We start from the raw sequence: 21704 nt of genomic DNA on the forward strand, positions 1-21704 counted from the left end.
GGGAGGACCTTCATTCAGATAAACCAGGGCCGGGCCATCAACCCAGGGCGGGCACCACATAGACCGCCATGACGATGCAGGCGACCCAGGCCAGTGCCAGGACCTGCAGCACGCGGTCCGTCAGTGCCAGTTCATCCGGGGCACCACCCTGACCACGGTCCACATCTGCGGCGAAGCGCAGGATGGCGATGGTGAAGGGCACCATGGAGATCTGATACCAGATGCTGGCTGCTCCCCCGGAGTCATTGGAGAGCTGGAAACCCCAGAGTGCGTAGGACATAACCACCGCGGTGGCCGCCAGGGTCCAGACGAAGCGCAGGTAGGTGGGGGTGTAACCCTGCAGGGAGCGGCGGATCTTCGCCCCGGTACGCTCCGCGAGCAGCATCTCGGCATAGCGTTTACCGGCCGCCATGAAGAGCGAACCGAAGGCGGCGACCAGCAGGAACCACTGGGAGAGCTCAATGCCGGCGGCCACACCACCGGCCATGGCGCGCAGCATGAAACCGGAGGATACCAGGGCGATGTCGATCACAGGCTGGTGCTTCCAGCCAAAGCAGTAGCCCAGCTGCAGGGCGATGTAGACGGCGACGACGATCGCCAGGCCGGCCCCGGAGCTGGCCAGGAAGGCCAGGCCGATGGCGGCGATGATCAGCACCACCGCCATGATGTAGGCCAGCTGGATGGGCAGCACCCCGGCCGCGATCGGGCGGAACCGCTTGGTGGGGTGGGCCCGGTCGGCGTCGACATCGCGGGCGTCGTTGATCAGGTAGATCGAGGAGGCCGCGAGGCAGAAGGTGATGAACGCCAGCAGGACATCCAGCAGGGTCCGGGGATGGAAGAGAGCGTCGGCCCCGGCCGCCAGGGGGGCAGCCAGCACCAGGACGTTCTTGACCCACTGTTTGGGGCGCAGCGCCTTGAACATGCCGTCCGCTAGGTTCTTCGGCGGTTGGCGCTTCTTGTTGTCTTCAATTCCTTCGGTGTGCGGCTCGGGGCCGCCGAAGATACCGGGATGCTCAGTGGTCATGCGGTGCGCCTCTCAATCTTTCTCACGACCTGGGCCGTGGCGGCACCCAGCGCCGCACCGCCGAGGACATCGGTCGGGTAGTGAACTCCCAGCACCATACGCGAGGCCATCATCAACGGCACGCCGGCCAGGGGCAGCGGAGTGCTGCTGAGATAGGCCAGGCTGAGCAGTGCCGCGGTGGTGGAGGTGGAGTGGGAGGAGGGGAAGGACAACCGGGAGGGGGTGCCTACACCGATCCGGATCCGCGGATCATGCGGCCGGGTCCGGCGCACCACCCGTTTGATCACCACGGAAGCCGCATGGCTGGTGAAGGCCGCAGCCCCCAGCGCCACCCACTCCCGCCGCCGCCGCTTATCGACGACCGCGCCTGCCGCACCCAGGGCGAGCCAACCTGCGGCGTGCTCCCCGAAGAAGCTCATGCCGCGGGCCACCGGGAGGATGCCGGGAGCTTCATAGAGCTTCTCCTGCACCTCCAGCAGAACCCTGATCTCAGGATTAGTCATTGAAGATCTCTCCCCAGGATTCGCGACTGGTCAGCTTCGGCTGGGCGGCGCGGTAGGCGGCGCGCATCTCGTCGAAACGCTCCCCCACCTCCTTCTGCAGGCGCAGGGTCTCCGCCAGCAGTTCCTTCGCTTGTGCCCGGTCCCGCTTGCGGTAGACCACGCCGTTATTGCCGGCGGTGGTCACCGTCACGCCATCAAGACGCGAGAGGGAGAACCAACGGGCCTCCGCCGGGGAGAGGTTGGTTTGCGGCACCTCATGGTGTGCCGGATCAGCCTGGGACAGGGAGTGCTTGAGTCCCTTCGCCAGCCAGGCCACCTTCTTGATCTTGGCCAGGCGGCCACCAATGTCCTTGGTGGGCACACCCGGCGCGCCGGAGGGTTTCGGTAGGTTCGCCGCAGAGGGGATGACCTGGGCGTCGGAGTATCCCTTGCGGATGGCGTTGATGCGCGGCAGGGAGGATTCGAGGATGTCGAAGAGCTGGTCGGGGCCGGCCAGGAAGTCCTTCATCGCCTCGATCTGGATGGCGAGGGTGGAGTACTCCAGGCACATGACGTGCTTGAAGGTGGACTTGCGCATGGACTTGAGCAGTCCCTCCACGGGGCCGTCGTGGTTGAGGGCGGCGACGATCAGGCGGTTGCGCAGGTGGAAGTAGGCCTGCCAGTCGATGGCATCATCCTTGTCACCCCAGGACATGTGCCAGATGGCCACGCCGGGCCAGGTGGCGGTGGGGAAACCGGCTTTGCCGGCACGCAGGGAGTATTCGGTGTCATCCCATTTGATGAACAGGGGCAGGGGCTGCCCGATCTGCTCGGCGACGACGCGGGGAAACATGCACATCCACCAGCCGTTGTAGTCCACGTCGATGCGGCGGTGCAGGTCCCGGGAGTGCTTGGCGTCGGGGTCCTTCGCGTCGGCGGCGCTGCCCTGGTGGGACAGCGGGTATTCGGCGAAGTTGTGGTCGTAGTCGGAGTGGGGGGCCGCGGACCACATGAAGTCGGCGGGGTTGACGATCTCACCCATGGAGCGCAGTTCGGCACGGTCCTGCAGGTTGAGCATCTGGCCGCCGACGATGATGGGGGACTTGGCGTAGCGGGCGACCTGGATGGCGCGCAGCACGGAGTCCGGTTCGATGGCGATGTCATCATCCATGTAGAGGATGTAGGGGCTCTTCGCTGCCCCGGCCGCACCTTGGCCGTCGACGCCCCCGAGGGCCTCGAACATGATGCGGGAGTAGCCGCCGGAACCACCCAGGTTGCCCTGGCGGAATTCGTGGAAGCGCTTCCCGAAGTGGGTGACCACGGCGTCATAACCGGGTTCATCGGCGGGGTGCTTCGTGCCCTGGTCGGGCATGAGGACGGTGTCGATCGCGGCGTCGACAGTCGGGTCGGAGGCCAGGGCCTCCAGTGCGGCGACGGCGTCGGCGGGGCGGTTGAAGGTGGGGATGCCGATGGTGGCGCGGGCCTCGAAGGGACCGACCTCACTGCCGTCGGGCATGATCTGGGCGCCGGGGGCGCGGTCGGCGTACCAGCCGGCTTCGGTGACCTCAGTGTCGGTTTCGGCGGTCAGGTCGAACCAGAGCCAGCCGCCGTCCTCGAAGGGGGCCAGCGACAGGTCAAATTCGGCGATCCCGTCGCTGACCAGGGTGCCTTCGATGTTGACGCGGGTGCCGTCGATCTTGGAGCGGTAGACCTCCACCCGGGCGGTGCCTGAGATCTTCAGCTTCAGGATGATGCTGTCGAGCTGGGACCAGCGGCGCCAGTAGCTGGCGGGGAAAGCGTTGAAGTAGGTCTGGAAGCTCACCTCCGCACCGGCGGGGACATTCACGCTGAAGCGGTCCGCCCAGGACAGCCGGTCGCGGTTGTGCTCGGCCTCGATCAGGTAGAGCATGCGCACGTCATGCGGTTCGCCGCGCTTGGGAAGCAGGATCCGCTGAAGCTGCTCCACTGCCTGTGACTGCGGTTCGCTGTCGCTCACGTTTGGTTCCACTGCCTTTCGAGGAGTCGACTAAAACAAGGGAACCTGAAATTAGTTCCCGGCTAAAAATTCCGTCGTGGGGTAACCACGGCGGGATCCAACCCCTCAGCGTAGTTGTTTGAGCCCGAGGGGCCATTTCGGACACGCAACCTGCGATGAAGAACACGTTGAAACTGGGATTTCGCTGATGAATCTGTGGGGGATCATGGGCTAGGGAGCCGCCGCCCCCGCTGGTCACGGCCGGAGACTGGTGGGCGGAGATGGTTTCTCCGGGGAACTCTGGGTGATGGTGTGGTTCGGGAAGTAATGTGTGCCACAGGAGTGCTTCGGCAGGTTCTCCGAGGGGGCCGGAATGTTTCACGGGAAACCCCGAAAATTCTCGCAACCTAACTTTCGGATAAATTTTAGAGGATCACACCATGGGACCCGGGTACCCCGGATACCCTCGGAACCATGAAGCCGCTGTCCCAGACCTCGTCCCGGATGTCATTATCACAGCTTGCCGCCCTGCGCCTGGGACTTTCCCGGAGCCTCGCCCTGGGCGCGGTGGCCGGACTGGCCGCTGCCCCGATGCTCCTTGTGGGACTTGCCGGCACAGCCGGGGCTGGTGAACCGGTCCCCGCCGCGATCACCGCCGATGCCCCGGCAGATGAATCAGTGCTGGTCCGCTTCCATAATCCTGATGGGGAGCTCTCCCCCACCGATGAGGACTTCCTCCGGGACGGCACCCAGGCCATCGACCTTCCAGCCTCGGTGTCCGTGGTGGACTACATCATCCTCGGTGAAAATGATGACAACCTCAATGACACCATCGAGGAATACGGCAAGGAGCAGGCCCCGGAGATCATCGCCGCCGATGACAATAAGTTCGCCCCGGGGCATCTGATCATCGCGGTGGGTCTGGACCCGAGCCGGATGGGCACCTACTGCGGTGATGATGTCTGCAATGAGCTGGGAATCTATGAGGATGGCAGGCTCGACGGCATTCTCGATGAGATGGAGGAACCGCTGCAGCAGGGCAATTGGGCAGCCGGCATGCTGGCCGGTGCCCAGGCTGCGGCCGACCCCACCGTGAAGCGGGAAGGTGGGGAAGTCAACGGCACCGCCGTGGCGGTGATCGCTTCCTCCGTTGTGGCCGCCGGTGGTGCCGCAACCGCGGCCGGTGTCATCTACAGCCAGAAGAAGAAGGCCCGGACCGCCCGGGAACGTTTCGGTCATGTCTCCGCCAACTACGGGCGGGTGGCCCAGGATCTGCAGGCCATCGACATCAGGGCGCACTCACTGAGCTCCCCGCTGGCGGATACCGAGTTGCGCAGCCAGTGGGAGGATGTGAAGGGTCGCTTCCTCAGCCTGCATCAGCAGATGGATTCCCTGGAGGGGCTGGACTCCCGATCCCCTGACAAGGAGTTCCGCAAGAAGGCGAAGGAGATCACCAGCGCCCATGAAACCGTCACCCAGATGGAGACCGCAGAGGAAAATATCGAGCTCCTGGCCAAGATGGAGCATGGTGATCCTGCCGTTCGGCAGCGTGAGCTGAGCAGCCTGCACGAGGATCTCCTCGAGGCCGAGGTCCGGGCCGAAGACGGGGCCCTGGCGCAGCGGCTGCGGGAACTGGACCAGAAGGTGCTGAACCTCCGTTCCGAGCTGCAGGCCCCGGACTTCATGGGCCGTTACTCGGATCTGCTCAAGGACGCCCAGATCCTCTTCAAGGCGGTGCAGGACAAGATGTACACCGATCTCAAGCGGAGCACCGAGCATGAGGTGCCCAGGCTCTATAACCAGGGGTGGCATCCGGGCTTCGGTTACAACAACTACGTTCCCTTCGCCATGATCTATTCCTGGCACCAGGCGGATCACCAGGCTGCCCAGGCCGCTCAGTCGAGTTCCTCCTCGGCGAACACCAGCTTCTCCTCCGGCTTTGCGGGTGGCGGCGGTTCCCGGGGTTTCTAATTGCGCCCCCTGGCCAGAAACATCAGCGAGAAGATAAAGAAGGTGTGCCCCCAGAGACTTCCCCGGTCTCTGGGGGCACACCTTCCTTACATACACCGTGTCGAGCTCTCCCCCAAGCTCTATTCGCCTCAGGCGGCGAGCATGGGCCTGGTGGCGTGCGCACTCAGCGGGATGCCCATCTCGAGGAGGAGGTCGAAGACCTTCATCTCGATGTCATCGCAGAGGTCACGGATATCCTCCAGGCTGACATCAAGATCATCCTGGAGATCCCAGCGGACATGACGTCGACCCGGGAAGTCCGGGGCGTCCTCGGCACCCATCAGGACGACTACTTCTGCCACCTCAAGGGCACGCTCCCCCTTGGCCGGCAGACGACGCTGCGGCGCTTCAAGACCCCGTTCATCGAGCACCCATTCCAGCTTGAGGTCGGCGGGATTCTCGGGGTGGACGGCGTCGGCGGTGGCAATGACCCCCTGATCGCTGAGCTTGAGGGCGGCAGCTGCAGCGAAGGCCGCCTGACTGGGACTGCCCGCACTGCTGAAGTGGATCCGCTTGCGCGGGGTACCGATGCGGCCGGAGGCCCAGATGTGGTCCTCGATGAGTTCCGCGGCATCACGGGCGATAAATACCGCGAGGAAGTTCGGGATCTTCGCGGTGGAGGTGTGTTCCGCGATCACACCTTCCAGAATGGAATCGATGGCCGTGGGAGCACAGGCATGTCCGTAACGACGGTAAAGATCCTGGCGTACGGTTTCAAATTTCTTGATCATCATGGTGATCACCTTCTTCTTTCTGATGGGCGGGGAGAAAGGGATCTGAATTCAGATCTGGAAAACGCCGGTCGCTTTCTGGTCCCCATTTGTTCATCTGCCGTTAACCTTAACAGCTTCTCGGAGGCTTTGCAAACCATTTCCGCAGGTCGATGACCTGTAGGGAAAAGGGGAAAGAAAACTTCAGGTTAACGGTAGAGGAATTCAGTCCATTTCGGGCCGGGACAGTTCAGAGCCCTGTCAGTTCAGACCGAGCACCGCACTGGCGATGCTGAAGTAGATGATCAGACCGGTGGCATCACAGAAGGTGGAGATGAAGGGGTTGGAGAACACCGCCGGATCCGCACCCACCCTCTTCGCGATCAGCGGCATGATGCCCCCGACCGCGGCTGCCATGGTGCAGATCGACAAGAGGGTCAGGCCGATGACCACCCCGATCGCCACGCCATAGACCAGCCCGGCCACCACCAGACCGAGCACCCCGAGCACGAAACCAAGGGCGAATCCGACCCGCAACTCCCGCCAGGCCACCCGGGGCAGGTCGCGGACCCTGACAGAGCCGACCGCCAGGGCGCGGGTGACGGTGGTGGCGGCCTGGTTGCCAGTGTTTCCGGCTGCGCCGGTCAACAGCGGAATGAACAGCGCCAGCGCCACCACCTGGTTGAGGCGGTCCTCATAGAGTTCCAGCACCTGCACCGTCAGAATCGCCGAGACCGCCAGCACCACCAGCCAGACCACGCGGCTCCGGGCCACCTTCCGGATCGGGACACTGAGATAGGACTGGTCGAGGGGTTCGGAGCCGGCGGTGCGTGCCGCATCCTCCTCATCCTCGGCCGCCTGGATGGACATGGCGTCATCGACGGTGAGGATGCCGAGCAGTCGCTCCTCGGAATCCACGATGGGCATGGCCAGCAGACGGCTCTTCCGGAAGCGTCGGACCACATCCTCCCGCCCCTCCACCGCCTGGGCACGAATGGCCTTGTTGGAGATCTCCAGGACCTTCGCCGCCGGATCAGCGCCCAGGAGCTCACGCAGGCTGAGCACGCCCAGCAGTCGGCGGGTGCCGTCGACCACCGGCAGGACGTAGATGGTTTCGGGGCCGTCGATACGCTCCCGGACATATTCCCGGGCCTGGGCGACAGTGAGGTCCGCCGGCAATGCGAGCACCTCAGGCGACATATAACGGCCGATGGCATCCTTGGGGTAGCCCAGCAGGGAGGCCGTCATCTGCTGTTCCTCATGGCTGAGCCCCCTCATCAACCGCTTGACCACAGTGGCGGGCAGCTCACCGAAGAGCAGGGCACGGTCATCCGGGTCCAGGTCGGTGACGATGGTGCTCAGCTGCTCCGTCTGCAGGGTCTCGATCAGCTGCGCCTGATGCACCGGGGAAGCCTGCGCGAACACCTGCAGTGCCTGCTCCTTGCTCAGCACCAGGAAGAGAATGGCACTCTCCGCCGGCGGAGTGGAGTCCATCAGATAGGCCAGTTCACTCTCCGGGAGGGACTGCACCTGCGCCGAGAGCTCCGCCAGCTTCTCCTCCGATGAGGGAGTACCTCGCAGTATCTTCCGGATCGCAGCCAGGGTGTCCACCGACATTCCGCCTCCTCAGCAAAGTTTCCGACCCCAGCGAAGTCCTAAGGACCACAGGGGCAGTACATCCCCCTCAGGAGAGGGTGGCAACCACTTTCCGGCGGGGCAGAACAATGTGGCACAGCAACCACCAGCACAGCCAGGCAACCACGATCCCCACCGCAGCGCCGGCCACAACATCACTGAACCAGTGTACCCCCAGGTAAAGGCGCTGTAGGGAAACCAGCAGGGCATGAAACCCGAGCAACCAGTTCACCCAGACCGGGGCGCCCAGCAGGACCAGTGCCGCGACCAGGGCCCAGGCCGCGGCGGCATGACCCGAGGGCATCGCAAAGGTGGCCTCCTCCACCAGCTGAAACTCCGCCGGCGGCCGGGGCCGGGCAATCGGCACCTTCAGAACATGGGTGATGGCGCTGGCCGCCCCCACCGCCAGCAGTGGATGGAACGCCTCCCCCACCCGTCCCGGGGTTCGCCAGCGAAGAAGCAGCACCGGGCCAAGCAAGAGCGCATAGATCACCATCCAGCGGGGTCGGGAGAGGTCCGCCCAAACCACCAACCCAGGCTCCCACCAGGGGTTCGACCACTCCCCTCGGAGCCCGATGAAGAATTCCCATATCGCCATGTCCACGGGGATCCAGGTTAGCCGGAGGGCAGCAGAGCCGGCCCCAGGGAACGCCGAAGGGCCACCAGCAATAATGCTGGTGGCCCCTGATACTCGCCTGCCCTAAGTTATGGGGCGGTCAAGATCCTTAGCGGCAGCATATTAGGCGGCGGTGCTGTAGTCAGTGTAAAGGTGGCTCAGGTCTGCGCCACGCTTGAGCTGGGAGACTACCTCGCGCTCAATGAGGACCTTGCGGAAGGCGCCAATGCCACCCTCGCGGTCAAACTCAGCTGCCACGGAATCAAGCAGTGCGTCGATCAGGTAGAACTCCACGGTGTCACCGAAACGGACGTGGAGGTCCTCACGCACGCTCCAAAGCTCGTCCTTGCGTGCGCCGGCGATATTGGTAATAGGGAACATGTCAGTTACCCCCTCTTTCATTCTGGTTCATCTTGGAGTGCTTTTCGTTAACCTTCCGTTTACCTTAACCCGATCGGCCCGGACTGGCAACCCATTTCCCCAGCTCGCACCCCCACTTTTTTACATAAGCGCAGGTCAGAAGATATGAATATTAATCAGAAAAACCCCCTCTGGGAGGGGGTTTCGCCTGGACAACGGGAATGGGAGGGCCCATCCGACAGGTCTAAGCGGAGGCCTGGAACACCTCAAGTTCATCTAGAAGTTCCCGGACACGACGCTCGACATCATCTGCGATCTCCCGGACCTTATCGATGGGCTGCCCCTCCGGGTCCGCGACATCCCAGGTGACATAGCGGTGACCCGGGACCCCCGGCACCCCATCCACGCCCATCAGCACCACCACATCAGAGGTGTGGACGGTGCGCGGAACAATGGTCTTCTGATAGAGCCCATCAGTGGAGATACCCCGCTCCCGCAGAACCTCCAGCACGGTCTCATCGATCCCGTGGGAAGGCTCCAGACCGACCGAGCGATGCAGGACCTCATTTCCCACCAGGTGACGGGTGATGGCGCTGGCAAGCTGGGAGCGGCCGGCGTTGCGACGACAGACGAAGAGCAGCTCCTTGCGGCGACGCGTCTCCAGCTGCTGCTCCGAGGCCATCTCCTCGAAACGCTCCGAGGCCTCACGCTCCACCATGACAGCCATGAAAGTGGAGATCCGGGCACCACTGACGTGCTCATCAATGATTTCATCAAGCACCCGGTCAATGGTCTCCGGTGCGAACATCAGACCGAAACGCCGATGCATATCCCTCCGAACCAGGGTGAATTGGTCATCATTCATCTTGCCCACTCCTTTCAATGGTCATCATGCAATGAGATGAGAAAACCTCATTGGCCAACAATGACAGAAAAGCCATCTTTGATACACGGCTTGTTTACCCACCGTTAACTTTACTCTTCGCCCGGGGGTTAAACAACAGATTTTCTCCCCGAGCATTGGCCGGGGAACACCGAGGATGAAAAAGGGCGGGGAGGTGTGCCGCTGTGGCACACCTCCCCACCCTTTCCCCGCGGCGTCGATAAGCGAAAAGCTAGAGCACCTCGCGGAGCTTGTTGTCGAACATGGTCAGCGCCGAAGCGATCGCCATGTGCATGTCCAGGTACTGGTAGGTACCCAGCCGGCCACCGAAGTAGACCTGGGAACCGGCGGTCTCCGTCTCGGCCCGCTGCCGGTACTTCTTCAGCATCTCGCGGTCATCGGGGGTGTTGATCGGATAGTAGGGCTCATCGACATCATCGGCGAAGCGGGAATACTCCCGCATGATGACGGTCTTGTCCTTGGGGTAGCGGTCCTCACGCTCGGGGTGGAAATGGCGGAACTCGTGGATGCGGGTAAAGGGGACATCCGCATCGTTGTAGTTCATTACCGGGGTGCCCTGGTAGTCACCGACCTCCACCACCTCGGTCTCAAAATCCAGGGTGCGCCAGCCCAGCTTGCCCTCGGAGTAATCGAAGTAGCGGTCCAGCGGGCCGGTGTAGACCACCGGTGCATCCGGGTTGGCGGCACGGATCTCCTCACGCACCTCGAACCAGTCGGTGTCCAGGCGGACCTCGATCAGCTCATGGGCGGCCATCTTCTCCAGCCAGGCGGCGTAACCCTCCACCGGCAGACCCTCGTAGGTGTCATTGAAGTAGCGGTTGTTGAAGGTGTAGCGCACCGGCAGGCGGGTGATGTTGCCGGCGGGCAGGTTCTTCGGGTCGGTCTGCCACTGCTTGGCGGTGTAGTCCCGGATGAAGGCCTCATAGAGGGGGCGGCCGATCAGGGAGATCGCCTTCTCCTCCAGGTTGGTGGCGTCCTCGGTGCTGATCTCAGCGGCCTGCTCCTTGATCAGGGCACGTGCCTCTTCGGGGCTGTAATACTTACCGAAGAACTGGTTGATCATTCCCAGGCCCATGGGGAACTGGTACGCGGTGCCCTGGTGCATCGCGAAGACGCGGTGCTGGTAGCCGGTGAAGTCCGTGAAACGGTTGACATACTCCCACACCCGCTCATTGGAGGTGTGGAAGAGATGGGCACCGTACTTGTGGATCTCGATGCCGGTCTCGGGCTCGGCCTCCGAGTAGGCGTTGCCACCCAGGTGGCTGCGGCGCTCGATGATGAGCACCTTCTTACCCAGTTCGCTGGCCGCCTGTTCCGCCACGGTCAGGCCGAAGAGGCCTGAACCAACGACGATCAGATCATAGTTCTTCGCTTCCGTCATGAACCCTGACCCTAATAGACCCCGGCCCACCCAGCACCCCAACACCCCGGCAGGGCGGCAGCTTATCGACGCCCGCGCCACCTGGGAACCCCGATGATCACGCGAAAGCCCCACGCCGGACCCCTTCATCCTTGCCCCCGGGGTCTGTCACCCCCATGGGAAAGTTCACCAGCTTTTTACCTCAAATGGTTCCCGAACACTGTTGAAGTCTGTAAAACTAACCCCACTAGTCACAAAAATCACAGCAGTCATATTCAACAACATGCATATGTTATCGTCTCAGCGCTATCATGGGCCTCATCCTTGTACTATTATTTCTTCCGGCTCAAGGAGTCCCAGCCGCACCGACAATCCAGGGAGTACTTAAGTGCAGCAACGACGACGCCTAAACGCGGTCAGCCAGCGCCCCGCGCTGGCGCTAGTCCTTTCCATCGTTCTGACCGCCGCAACAGTGGTCGGTCTCAATGAGGGTGGAATCCTCCGGACCCAGGAAGCTGGTGTCTCACCGGTCTCCGCCTCCGAGGACAGCGTCCCGCTGAGCGCGGGTGAAAATGTTGTGGTTGAGGACGCCGCCATCGCCACCCAGGGTGGTGCCGGCGGTGGGGTCTCCCGCACGGTGAAGGAATTCACCCGCGAGGAGGCCTTCTCCATGTTCGCCCTCACCTGGGAAGGTCAGCGCGATATCGCCTCCTACGTCCGCGCCGAGGGCGCCGACGGCACGTGGGGTCCGTGGTACGCGGCGGAACCCCTGGCAGAGATCAGCCCGACCGGTATGTCCGGTACTGATCTGATCTACGTGGAACCGACCAACAAGATCCAGGTCTCCATCTCCGGTGTCGACATCATCGGCGCCGAAGCCGGCGACACCCCAGCTGATGCGGCCCCCATTGAGGAAGCTCCCGTGGCAGAGGCCCCGGTCGAGCAGGCCCCGGCGGCAGAAGCACCGGTGGCCGAGGCCCCCGCCGCTGTTGAGCAGGCCCCGGTCGAGCAGTCCCCCGCCGCCGAGCAGTCCCCCGTGGAAGCTCCGGCCGCAGAAGCACCGGTGGGTGCGGGTACCGCACCGCTGCCCTCCAACTACGGTGATATCCAGCCGGTGGCCGAGGTTTCCGCCGCGGATGATATCCAGGCTGTCTTCATTGACGGCAACGCCGAAGAGGGTGGCATCGCCCTGGCCGCGGAGTCCGACTCCTACGGCATGCCCAATGTGATCTCCCGCGCAGGCTGGGGTGCGGATGAGTCCCTCCGATGCTCCTCCCCCACCATCGATGACCGCGTCTCCGCAATCACCATCCACCACACCGCAGGCTCCAACAACTACACCGAGGCCGAGTCCGCCGCCCAGATGCGCGGTTACTACCGCTACCATGCCGCCACCCTCGGCTGGTGCGATATCGGGTACCAGGCACTGGTGGACAAGTACGGCAATATCTTCGAGGGCCGCGCTGGCGGTCTGAACCGGGGTGTGCGTGGTGCCCATGCCGGTGGCTTCAACGAGAACACCTGGGCCATCTCCATGATGGGTGACTACTCCAATGTCTCCCCCTCCAATGCCACCATCCAGGCTGTGGGTGAGCTCGCCGGCTGGCGCTCCACCGCCGCCGATGCCGGATTCGATCCCCTGGGACATGACGTCCACTACTCCGAGGGCACCAGCTACGCCAAGTACCCCTACGGTGCCGCGGTGAACCTGCCGAATATCTTCGCCCACCGCGATGTCGGCACCACCTCCTGCCCGGGTAACGCAGGCTACGCCCAGATGGGTGCGATCCGTGATATCGCGAAGAACACCCACGACCAGATCCAGAGCGGCCTCGGTGCGGGGGAAACCTCCACCGAGACCACCTCTTCGGACACCCCTGCACCCCTCGACCCGATCCCGGCTGATCCGGCGGTCCCGAATGATCCCGCCAACTCGCAGATCTCCAACCAGCTCTCCTCCATCGAGGGCCTGGACCTGGTCGGCCTGCTCAACGGTGACCAGGAGGCCATCATCGCCGCGGCCGGCACCATCGCGGTCGTCGCACTGTCCATCGCCCTCTCCCAGGGTGATGTCGACGGTGTGGGCAACCTCGGCGAGGTGGAGGTCATCAACGGTCTGCAGCTCTCGCACATCCCGCCGCTGCTGGAGGGTGTTGTCTCACTCAGCGGAGACAGTGAATTCTCCCAGCTGCTGCGCACCATCCTCGATGTCTTCGGACCCGTCCTCGGTGATTCCCGCAGCGGTGTCCAGTACGCAGAGGAGCGCAATGACAACACCAACGTCAACTACGCCCTCTTCGAGAACGGCATCATGCTCTCCTCCGACCAGACCGGTGCCCACGCACTCTGGGGCGCGATCGGTGAGGCCTGGGCCGGCCAGGGCTATGACCTCGGCCCGTTGGGCCTGCCCACCAGCAATGAGTACGCCGCCGGCAACCTGACCCGCGTTGATTTCCAGAATGGCTACATCACCTATGATCCGGCCACCAACGCAGTCGACATCCAGCTGAACTAGTACGAGAAAGACCCAGGCCCGCATCACCTCCCCCAAGGTGATGCGGGCTTTCCCATTCCCAGGGGAACAACGGGACAGTGGTGGCCTTATCGTTCCCAGTCGTAGCTGCGCTCCACCGCCCGGTTCCACTCGCTGTAGAGCCGCTCCCGTTCTGACTCCCCCATCTCCGGCTGCCACGTGCGATCCACCCGGCATTTCTCGCTGAGTTCTTCCAGGGAAGTCCAGAATCCCACCCCGTAGCCGGCGGCGAAGGCGGCACCCAAGGCGGTGGTCTCGATATTTTTCGGCCGGGTGACCTCAGTGCCGAGAATATCGGCCTGGATCTGCATCGCCAGTTCATTGTTGACCATGCCACCGTCCACCCGTAGGGAGCTCAGATCCATCCCGGAGTCGGCGATCATCGCCTCCACCACCTCACGGGTCTGGAAGGCGGTCGCTTCCAGGGCGGCACGGCAGAGGTGGCGACGATCCGCGAAGCGGGTCAACCCGACGATGACCCCCCGGGCGTCGCTCCGCCAACGCGGCGCAAAGAGCCCGGAGAAGGCGGGGACGATATAGACCCCACCATTGTCACCGGCCTCCCGCGCCAGCTTCTCGACGGCCGCGGAATTGGGGATGATGCCCAGATTATCGCGCAGCCACTGCACCAGGGAACCCCCGATCGCCACCGACCCCTCCAGGGCGTAGAGCGGTTCCTCCCCCTCGATCTGATAGCAGACGGTGCTCAGCAACCCATGCTCACTGAAATGGGGGCGGGAACCGGTGTTGAGCAGCAGGAAGAGGCCGGTGCCATAGGTGTTCTTGGCGCTGCCCTCATGGAAACAACCCTGGCCGAACATCGCGGACTGCTGATCGCCCAACACCCCTCGCAGCGGCACATCATGGAGGACACCACGTTCCCGGACCACCCCGAAATCACCGATGGAGGCCCGGATCTCCGGCAGGATCTGCAACGGCACCCCAACCTCCCGGCAGAGTTCCTCATCCCACTGCCCGGTACGCAGATCCATCAGCAGGGTGCGGGAGGCGTTGGTGATATCGGTCAGGTGCAGGGCCGGTTCCCCGCGGTCGCCCTCATGCCCACCGGTCATGTTCCAGATCAGCCAGGTGTCGATGGTGCCGGCGAGTAACTCACCGCGTTCCGCCCGGTCCCGGGCACCGTCCACATGATCGAGGATCCAGGCGATCTTCGGCCCCGCCGGGTAGGAGTTGATCAGCAGCCCGGTACGCCGCTGCCAACGCCGAATACCCTCCTCCCCCGCCAGTTTTTGACATAGTTCGGCGGTGCGGGTGTCCTGCCAGACAATGGCGTTGTAGATCGGCTCCCCGGTGGCCCGGTCCCAGACCACCGTGGTTTCCCGCTGGTTGGTCAATCCCAGGGCGGCGATGTCATCGGCGCTGAGATCCACATCGGACATGGCGATGGACATGGCGCGTCGGGTGTTGTCCCAGATCTCCATCGGGTCATGTTCCACCCAGCCCTGCCGCGGCATGATCTGACGGTGCTCGAATTGGGCGGAACTGATCACCTGTCCCTCATGGTTGATGATCACACAGCGCGTGGAGGTGGTGCCCTGGTCAATGGCCGCGATGAAAGTACCGGAGGAAGTCACATCTGAAATTCTCTCATGTTCCCCAGCTCCCTGGGGATAAAGATCAGCAGACTCAGAACCAGCGTTCCAGCACCTGGGCCACGCCACCCTCATCATTGGTGCCGGTGACATGGTCCGCCGCGGCCTTGACCTCGGGGCGGGCATTGCCCATGGCCACCCCGAGTCCGGCCCACTCCAGCATCTCAATGTCATTGGGCATGTCCCCGAAGCAGACAATCTCGGCCTGCGGAACCTCATAGTATTCGCCGAGTAATTCCACCCCCAGTGCCTTGGTCACCCCGGGTGCGGCCACCTCCAGTAGTCCTTCCGGCATGGAGAAGGTCACATGTGCCTGGCTGCGATCAATCATGGGGCTGACCAGTTCATACATCTGTGCCGCACTGAGGTTCTCATTGCGCAGCAGCAGCTTCACCGAGGACTCCGCCAAAATGGCGGTCTCCTCCTCGATGTTGAAGGGCCCACCCTCCCAGGCGGGCATATAGTCCGGGGCGGCGGCGAAGTACTCCTCGGGGCAGCCGAAGGCGGTGTCGCCACAGCGTTCCACGGCGATGCCGACCCCGCCGAACTCGGCCAGGGCTTCATTGGCGACCTCCACCACCGCGGACATCACCTGTGGGTCCAGCAGGTGGGAGCGCAGCACCCGATCCGAGGCGGAGTCATAGATGACGGCACCGTTGGCGCAGACGCAGACCGGGCGGACCGGCAGCTGCTCCAGGACAGGTGCCAACCAACGGTGGGGTCTCCCCGTGGCCAGGGTCAGGTGGGCACCGGTGCCACCAAGTCGGGTGATCACCTCCCGGAGACGTGGGATCACACGGTCCTGCGAGTTCAACAAGGTTCCGTCGATATCACTCGCCACTAGCCTCGGGGCGGTATCCACCTTCAGTTCCTTCCTGACAATCCTCTGAAAAGGCCCCGGATTTTTGTGGCCACCCCGGTGATGGAACGTTTGGCGGTGGCGGGCAGGGAACTGCCGTCCTCGCCGCGTAACGCGGCGTCGCCACGCGCATTCAGTTTCGCCGCTTCCCGGGATTCCTTCGCGGCCAGCTTCGCTTCCTTGGCGGCCTTCTTGCGGGCCTTGTCCTCGGTGTCGATGCGGTGTGCCTCTTCCAGGCTCGGCGCGGTGCCCCCCAGGGATTCCGGCATCCAGTACAACCCCTCGGGGAAGGGACCGTACTCCGCCGCATAGTCGCCGCGCACCTGATCCATCAGCTCCACCAGGGCGGTGTGCAGGCGTTCGGTGGCGGTGGCCGGATCACCATAGGGATCCACGGGTTCACCCAGGCGGATGTACACCGGGGTGTTGGTGCGGCCCAGTCGCTTGGGGTGCTCCTTGGTCCAGATCTGCTGCCCACCCCAGATCACCATGGGGATCAGCGGAACATCGGCCTGCGCGGCAATGCGTGCCGCACCGGTCTTGAGTTCCTTGATCTCGAAGCTGCGGGAGATGGTGGCCTCCGGGAAGATGCCCACGATCTGCCCCTGTTCCAGGCGGTGGACGGCCTCCTCCAGGGAGCCCCGTCCGGAGGAACGGTCCACGGAGACGTGGTCCATGCGGCGCATCAGATTGCCGATCACCGGCATCTCGAAGATCTCCTTCTTCGCCATGAAACGCACCAGCCGCTTGCCGCGCACATTGCCCGGCACCTCACCGAAGATGAAGTCGTAGTAGCCGGTGTGGTTCATCGCCAGCAGCGCACCCCCCTCGGTGGGCAGGTGTTCCGCACCGAAGACGGTAATCTTGATGCCCTGGGCCCGCATCAGGCCCTTGAGCGCCCTGATCATGAAGCCGTTGTAGAAGCTCTCTTTGCTCTCGACGGGGTGGTCGGGCACCTCCGGGAGGTCCGCAGGCACCCGGAACATGCCGCCGCGGGTGGTGTATTCAGTCATCAGCGCGACCTACTTCACCGGTTCCAGCACGTCCTTGCCCAGGAAGGGGCGCAGGGCTTCGGGCACGATGACGGAACCATCGGCCTGCTGGTTGTTCTCCAGGATGGCGACCAGCCAGCGGGTGGTTGCCAGGGTGCCGTTGAGGGTGGCGGCGGTCTGCGGCTTGCCGTTCTCATCCCGGTAGCGGGTGTTCAGGCGGCGGCCCTGGAAGGTGGTGCAGTTCGAGGTGGAGGTCAGCTCACGGTAGGTCCCCTGGGTGGGGACCCAGGCCTCGGTGTCGAACTTACGGGCGGCGGAGGAACCGAGGTCACCACCGGCGACATCGATGATGCGGTAGGGCACCTCGACGGCGGCGAGCATCTCGCGTTCCATGTTCAGCAGGGCCTGGTGCTGGGCGGCGGCCTCCTCCGGCTTGCAGTAGACGAACATCTCCAGCTTGTCGAACTGGTGGACGCGCAGGATACCGCGGGTGTCCTTGCCGTAGGAGCCGGCCTCCCGGCGGAAGCAGGAGGACCAGCCGGTGTACTTCATCGGCCCATCGGAGAGGTCGATGATCTCGTCCTTGTGGTAGCCGGCCAGGGCCACCTCGGAGGTGCCCACCAGGTAGAGCTCATCGCGTTCGAGGTAGTAGACCTCATCGGCGTGCTCCCCCAGGAAGCCGGTGCCCTGCATGATCTCCGGGCGGACCAGCACCGGGGGGATCATCAGCTGAAAACCGGCCGCGCGGGCCTTCTGTGCGGCGAGCACCATCATGCCCAGCTGGAGGAAGGCGCCGTCACCGGTGAGATAGTAGAAGCGGGCCCCACCAACCTTGGTGCCACGCTTCATGTCGATCAGGCCGAGGGACTCCCCGAGCTCCAGGTGGTCCTTGGGCTCAAAGTCGAACTTGGTGGGTTCACCGACGTGCTCGAGGACCACGAAATCATCCTCGCCACCGGCGGGCGCACCCTCGACCACGTTGTTCAGCTTCAGCTGCAGCTCCTGGACTGCCTGCTCAGCTGCGGCCTGGGTCTCCTCGGCCGCCTTGACCTTGGCCTTGAGTTCATTGGAGCCCTCGAGCAGGGCGGGGCGCTCCTCGGGGGCGGCCTGGCCGATCTTCTTGCCGAAGGCCTTATGCTCGGCGCGCAGGTCATCTGCGGCCTTGATCGCCTCGCGACGGGACTCGTCGGCGGAAATCAGCTGGTCCACCAGCTGCGGATCTTCGCCACGGGTTTCCTGGGAAGCACGGACGATGTCGGGGTTCTCGCGGAGGAATTTAAGATCAATCACATCCTGCAGCCTACCGCGCGAGACCATCCCCTGTCCTGCAGGCCCGCCCACGCTTATCGACGCCCCACCCCTTCCGTAGCGTCCCCACCCCTCCCCCGGGTCAGGGAGGGGGCGGGGTGGGGCATCCTCACGCACCAAAAACCTAGACTGGTAATAACCAGCGGGCTATCATGGGTCCATGCCCGACTCAACCCGCCACGTGCTGCCTGATGTCACCCTCTCCGCTGGCCCGAAGCCAAAGCACCAGCAACTGCGGGAGATTCTCGAGGAATACTGTGCCAGTCAGCTCAGCCCCGGGGACATGTTGCCCGGGGAAAGGGTGCTGGAGGACACCTACCAGGTCAGCCGGATCACCGTCCGCCGCGCCATCGGTGACCTGGTGGCCAGCGGTCGACTGACCCGGGAACGGGGCAAGGGCACCTTCGTCGCCCCCAACCCCCTGGTTTCCCGGCTGCATCTGGCCTCCTTCAGCTCTGAGATGCAGGCCCAGGATGTGTCCGCCAGCAGCCAGATCCTGCTCTCGGAACGTGCCACTCCCCCGGCTGCTGTGCAGGAATACTTCGGCGGCGAACCCGGTGAGGCACATATCCATCTGCGCCGTCTCCGGCTCGGGGATGGGCGCCCCTACTCCATTGACGATGCCTGGTACAACGCCCACCTGGCGCCGAACCTGCTGGAAAATGACGTCTACAACTCCGTCTACACCATCCTGGAGGAGAGCTACGGGCTGGCGATCTCCGATGCCGACCAGATCGTCACCGCCATTCCTGCGGATCAGAGCAGTGCCGCGCTCCTGGAGGTGCCGCTGGCTTCCCCGCTGTTGCGGATCGTGCGTCACTCCCGGGCAGAAGACCGGCCCCTGGAGTGGTGCGACTCGGTGTACCGCACTGATCGCTACCACCTGCGCACCAAGGTGACCCGGGCGCTGGATCTCTGAGATTTGCCGAGGGGGGTGCGCCCCGGTGGTTTTCCACCCCATGTCAGTGCCCTCTTTTGAGGGCACCCCCACCGGGCAGTCGAGTGTCGCATGGGACAGATGTGAGAACTGGTGTTGGCCGGGGGCCTAAATTCCACTAAATTTCTACTGTGATGCGGCTCGGGAGGTGCATTTTGGCACCACGAGCGGCAAGATAGGTGCATCATGTCAACTTCGCAGTCCTGGCGTTCCGCCACCGCCATCCGCACCGGCCTGGTTGCCGCACTCGCCGCAACCGTCGCCGTGGGCACGTACAGCTATGTCGATGGCGCGGCTGATCCCAGTGGAGACAACGGCACCGGTGCCAGTGGCTCCGCCACCACCTCCGTCGTCGAAATCACCCCTTTCACCACCGCTGACTCCGGGGACTGCCTGACCTGGGACATCGATGAATCAGGTGTGGTCAGCAACTTCGAGCAGACCCCCTGCAGCAGCGAGCACCGCTTCGAGATCTCCGCCCGTGAAGACCTGGCCACCTACCCCTCCTCCGAATTCGGTCTCGAAGCCGCCGCCCCCGACCTGACCCGGCAGGCCCAGCTGCGGGAGGAACTCTGCTCCACCGCCACCATCCACTACCTGGATGGTCGTTATGATCCGGTCGGCCGCTATTCCATCGCACCCATCCTGCCGCCCGCCGAAGCCTGGGCCGCCGGGGACCGCACCATGCTCTGCGGCATCCAGGCCACTGATGGGTTGGGTAACCCCGTCCTGACCATCGGCCCGGCAGCGGAACAGGACCAGGCGCGGGTCTCCCAGCCCGGGGAATGTGTCTTCTTCGACAATGCCCGCGCCCCGCACATCCTGGACTGCGCGGAGGACCACCATCTGGAGACCACCGCCGTGGTCAACCTGCGGGAAACCTTCCCGGACCGGGTGCCCAGCACCGAGGAACAGGATGGGCACCTGGCTGAGGTGTGCACCGCCGCCGCCATCGACTACCTCGGGGAAGAGGAGATCCTCTACCAGTCCACCCTGCAGCCCTACTGGGCCACCATCCCCAGCTCCTCCTGGAACGGCGGCAGTCACTCCGTGAACTGTTCCCTGATGTCCGCCCACCCGGAAGGTGGCTTCTCCCTACTCAAGGGCAGCGCCACCGGTGAGTTCACCATCAACGGCAACCCGCCGGAGCCGCAACCGGAACGCGATCCACTGACCTCCGAGGGGGAAGCCGAGGGCACGGCAGTTCCTGGCGAGGCGGGGTCCCTGCAGAACTCCGCTGAAGCCCCCATCCCACAGCTCTAGAAGGGTTGTTGAGTTTCCCCAGATGACCTACCGTGTCAGCGCCGAACGTTTCGATGAAATGGTCGATGATGCGCTCGATGAAATCCCCGATGAGTTCCTGCCCCACATGCGTAACACCATCATTCTGGTCCAGGAGCGCAATGCGGAGCATCCCTCCCTGCTCGGCCTCTACGAAGGGGTTGCCCTGACCGAGCGGACTTTCGACCACACCGGTTTCCTGCCCGATGCCATCTCCATCTACAAGGCGGCCCTGGAGGATATCTGCCACAGCGAGGAACACCTGGCCGCAGAGGTGCGGGTCACCGTGCTGCACGAGGTGGGACACTATTTCGGGATGTCCGAGGAGCAGCTGCACGAACTGGGCTGGGGTTAGAGCGGGGGTCAGCGTATTTCAGGGGCTGATGCATTCTAGAGTGGGGAAACAGGGGCTTAGCATCAGGATCTGGCACCTTAAGGGCGGTTTTCCCCACTCAATCCATCATCCAGCCCCAGAGCGCGAGTCAGCGCTCTTCCTTCTCATCCATCACCACGGGATGGAAGTTCCGGCGCCGTTCCCAGGCCTGCCGCTGTGCCTTACCCAGCTCCACCAGCGTGTCGAAGAGCTCCCCTTCCGGGGCCTCCCGGCTGATCTGGGCAAGACGCTCCGTCATCCGGACGAATTGTCGACGGTAGGAGGCTGCCAGTACACGGTCCGCCCACCAGGTGGCCTGATCCGGGACGGTCCCCAGGCCGGCAATATTGGCCAGGGTGATGTGGTGGCTGCCATCCGGCCAGATCTCATTTTTACCGCTGGCATCAATGCAGCTGACCAGCGAGGCGACATCCATGGGCAGCCCGGCGCGGACCTGGGCGCGGATGAGCCGGAAGATCCGGCCGTGAACGGGGTTGAAGAAATCCGCTTCGTGGAGGTAGTCCAGCAGGTCCTTGACCTGTTGGGGCACCTTGGGTCCGACCCACATCAGGGAGCTGAGCAGGAGTGCCTCGGGGTCGATGTTCATCCCGCGGATGTCCACCGGATGTTCCTCGGGTTCCGGGGGGGAATCCGGCGAGGGGCGGTGGGTTATGGCTCATTGTGGTTCAACTCCGCTCTGGGTTTCGCCGAGAGGGGGAAGTACTCCCTCCC

The 21704-nt window shown here is 63.8% G+C and carries 19 protein-coding genes; 5 read left to right on the plus strand and 14 right to left on the minus strand.

All coding sequences use genetic code 11. From position 1 onward, the window contains the following. Positions 1-37: 37 nt before the first annotated feature. Genes COCCU_RS13085 through COCCU_RS13095 form a run of 3 tightly spaced genes read right to left on the minus strand, consistent with a single transcriptional unit; the run spans position 38 to position 3502 of the window. Positions 38-1024 (minus strand): decaprenyl-phosphate phosphoribosyltransferase, encoded by a 987-nt coding sequence (locus COCCU_RS13085; RefSeq protein ID WP_156232136.1) that lies wholly within the window; start codon positions 1022-1024, stop codon positions 38-40. After that, complete coding sequence (locus tag COCCU_RS13090) at positions 1021-1527, minus strand: phosphatase PAP2 family protein (RefSeq protein WP_156232138.1); 507 nt, start codon at positions 1525-1527, stop codon at positions 1021-1023. The genes COCCU_RS13085 and COCCU_RS13090 overlap by 4 nt, the downstream gene beginning before the upstream one ends. Then, positions 1520-3502, minus strand: coding sequence for a glycosyltransferase (locus tag COCCU_RS13095; RefSeq protein ID WP_269434463.1), 1983 nt, complete (start codon positions 3500-3502; stop codon positions 1520-1522). Before COCCU_RS13095 ends, COCCU_RS13090 begins: the two co-directional genes overlap by 8 nt. Before the next feature lie 453 nt (positions 3503-3955). Between COCCU_RS13095 and COCCU_RS13100 the strand changes: the two genes are divergently transcribed. Then, complete coding sequence (locus tag COCCU_RS13100; RefSeq protein ID WP_156232140.1) at positions 3956-5452, plus strand: DUF5129 domain-containing protein; 1497 nt, start codon at positions 3956-3958, stop codon at positions 5450-5452. A gap of 128 nt (positions 5453-5580) precedes the next feature. Here COCCU_RS13100 and COCCU_RS13105 read toward each other — a convergent pair whose 3' ends face one another. The 6 genes from COCCU_RS13105 to glf form a co-directional block, all read right to left on the minus strand. Further along, on the minus strand, positions 5581-6225 hold the full coding sequence (locus COCCU_RS13105; protein ID WP_156232142.1) for a three-helix bundle dimerization domain-containing protein: 645 nt from the start codon (positions 6223-6225) through the stop codon (positions 5581-5583). A 237-nt stretch (positions 6226-6462) separates the two neighbouring features. After that, positions 6463-7818, minus strand: coding sequence for a magnesium transporter (gene mgtE / locus COCCU_RS13110; RefSeq protein ID WP_156232144.1), 1356 nt, complete (start codon positions 7816-7818; stop codon positions 6463-6465). A gap of 67 nt (positions 7819-7885) precedes the next feature. Further along, the gene (locus COCCU_RS13115) at positions 7886-8434 is read right to left on the minus strand and encodes a phosphatase PAP2 family protein (protein WP_231598949.1); all 549 of its coding nucleotides are present in this window, start codon (positions 8432-8434) and stop codon (positions 7886-7888) included. A gap of 141 nt (positions 8435-8575) precedes the next feature. Then, positions 8576-8833 (minus strand): hypothetical protein, encoded by a 258-nt coding sequence (locus tag COCCU_RS13120; protein ID WP_156232148.1) that lies wholly within the window; start codon positions 8831-8833, stop codon positions 8576-8578. 223 nt (positions 8834-9056) lie between these two features. Next, entirely contained in the window at positions 9057-9677 is a 621-nt protein-coding gene (locus COCCU_RS13125; protein ID WP_156232150.1) for an arsenate-mycothiol transferase ArsC, read from the minus strand. Between the two features lie 250 nt (positions 9678-9927). After that, positions 9928-11097, minus strand: a complete 1170-nt coding sequence (gene glf / locus COCCU_RS13130; RefSeq protein WP_156232152.1) for a UDP-galactopyranose mutase — start codon at positions 11095-11097, stop codon at positions 9928-9930. A 367-nt stretch (positions 11098-11464) separates the two neighbouring features. On the opposite strand from glf, the gene COCCU_RS13135 reads away from it, so the two are divergent. Beyond that, a complete protein-coding gene (locus tag COCCU_RS13135; protein WP_156232154.1) occupies positions 11465-13591 on the plus strand; it encodes an N-acetylmuramoyl-L-alanine amidase in 2127 nt (708 codons plus the stop codon). An 86-nt stretch (positions 13592-13677) separates the two neighbouring features. Here COCCU_RS13135 and glpK read toward each other — a convergent pair whose 3' ends face one another. From glpK to serS, 4 genes are read right to left on the minus strand one after another with little or no spacing between them, the layout of a single operon-like run. Next, the gene (gene glpK / locus COCCU_RS13140; protein ID WP_231598785.1) at positions 13678-15204 is read right to left on the minus strand and encodes a glycerol kinase GlpK; all 1527 of its coding nucleotides are present in this window, start codon (positions 15202-15204) and stop codon (positions 13678-13680) included. A 52-nt stretch (positions 15205-15256) separates the two neighbouring features. Further along, positions 15257-16084, minus strand: a complete 828-nt coding sequence (locus COCCU_RS13145; protein WP_156232156.1) for an HAD family hydrolase — start codon at positions 16082-16084, stop codon at positions 15257-15259. A gap of 2 nt (positions 16085-16086) precedes the next feature. After that, positions 16087-17094, minus strand: a complete 1008-nt coding sequence (locus tag COCCU_RS13150) for a lysophospholipid acyltransferase family protein (RefSeq protein ID WP_156232158.1) — start codon at positions 17092-17094, stop codon at positions 16087-16089. Between the two features lie 9 nt (positions 17095-17103). Beyond that, on the minus strand, positions 17104-18363 hold the full coding sequence (gene serS / locus COCCU_RS13155) for a serine--tRNA ligase (protein WP_156232160.1): 1260 nt from the start codon (positions 18361-18363) through the stop codon (positions 17104-17106). A gap of 178 nt (positions 18364-18541) precedes the next feature. Between serS and COCCU_RS13160 the strand changes: the two genes are divergently transcribed. The 3 genes from COCCU_RS13160 to COCCU_RS13170 all read left to right on the plus strand — a co-directional run bounded on the left by COCCU_RS13160 (position 18542) and on the right by COCCU_RS13170 (position 20954). After that, positions 18542-19300: a GntR family transcriptional regulator gene (locus COCCU_RS13160; protein WP_156232162.1), complete on the plus strand. Its 759-nt coding sequence runs from the start codon at positions 18542-18544 to the stop codon at positions 19298-19300. A 204-nt stretch (positions 19301-19504) separates the two neighbouring features. Continuing rightward, positions 19505-20581, plus strand: a complete 1077-nt coding sequence (locus COCCU_RS13165) for a septum formation family protein (RefSeq protein ID WP_156232164.1) — start codon at positions 19505-19507, stop codon at positions 20579-20581. 22 nt (positions 20582-20603) lie between these two features. After that, positions 20604-20954: a metallopeptidase family protein gene (locus tag COCCU_RS13170; protein ID WP_156232166.1), complete on the plus strand. Its 351-nt coding sequence runs from the start codon at positions 20604-20606 to the stop codon at positions 20952-20954. Positions 20955-21081: 127 nt separating this feature from the next. On the opposite strand, the gene COCCU_RS13175 is transcribed toward COCCU_RS13170, so the two are convergent. Next, positions 21082-21594, minus strand: coding sequence for a DnaB-like helicase N-terminal domain-containing protein (locus COCCU_RS13175; RefSeq protein WP_156232168.1), 513 nt, complete (start codon positions 21592-21594; stop codon positions 21082-21084). Positions 21595-21704 lie beyond the last annotated feature (110 nt).

This window comes from Corynebacterium occultum (assembly GCF_009734425.1).
Classification (GTDB): Bacteria; Actinomycetota; Actinomycetes; order Mycobacteriales; family Mycobacteriaceae; genus Corynebacterium; species Corynebacterium occultum.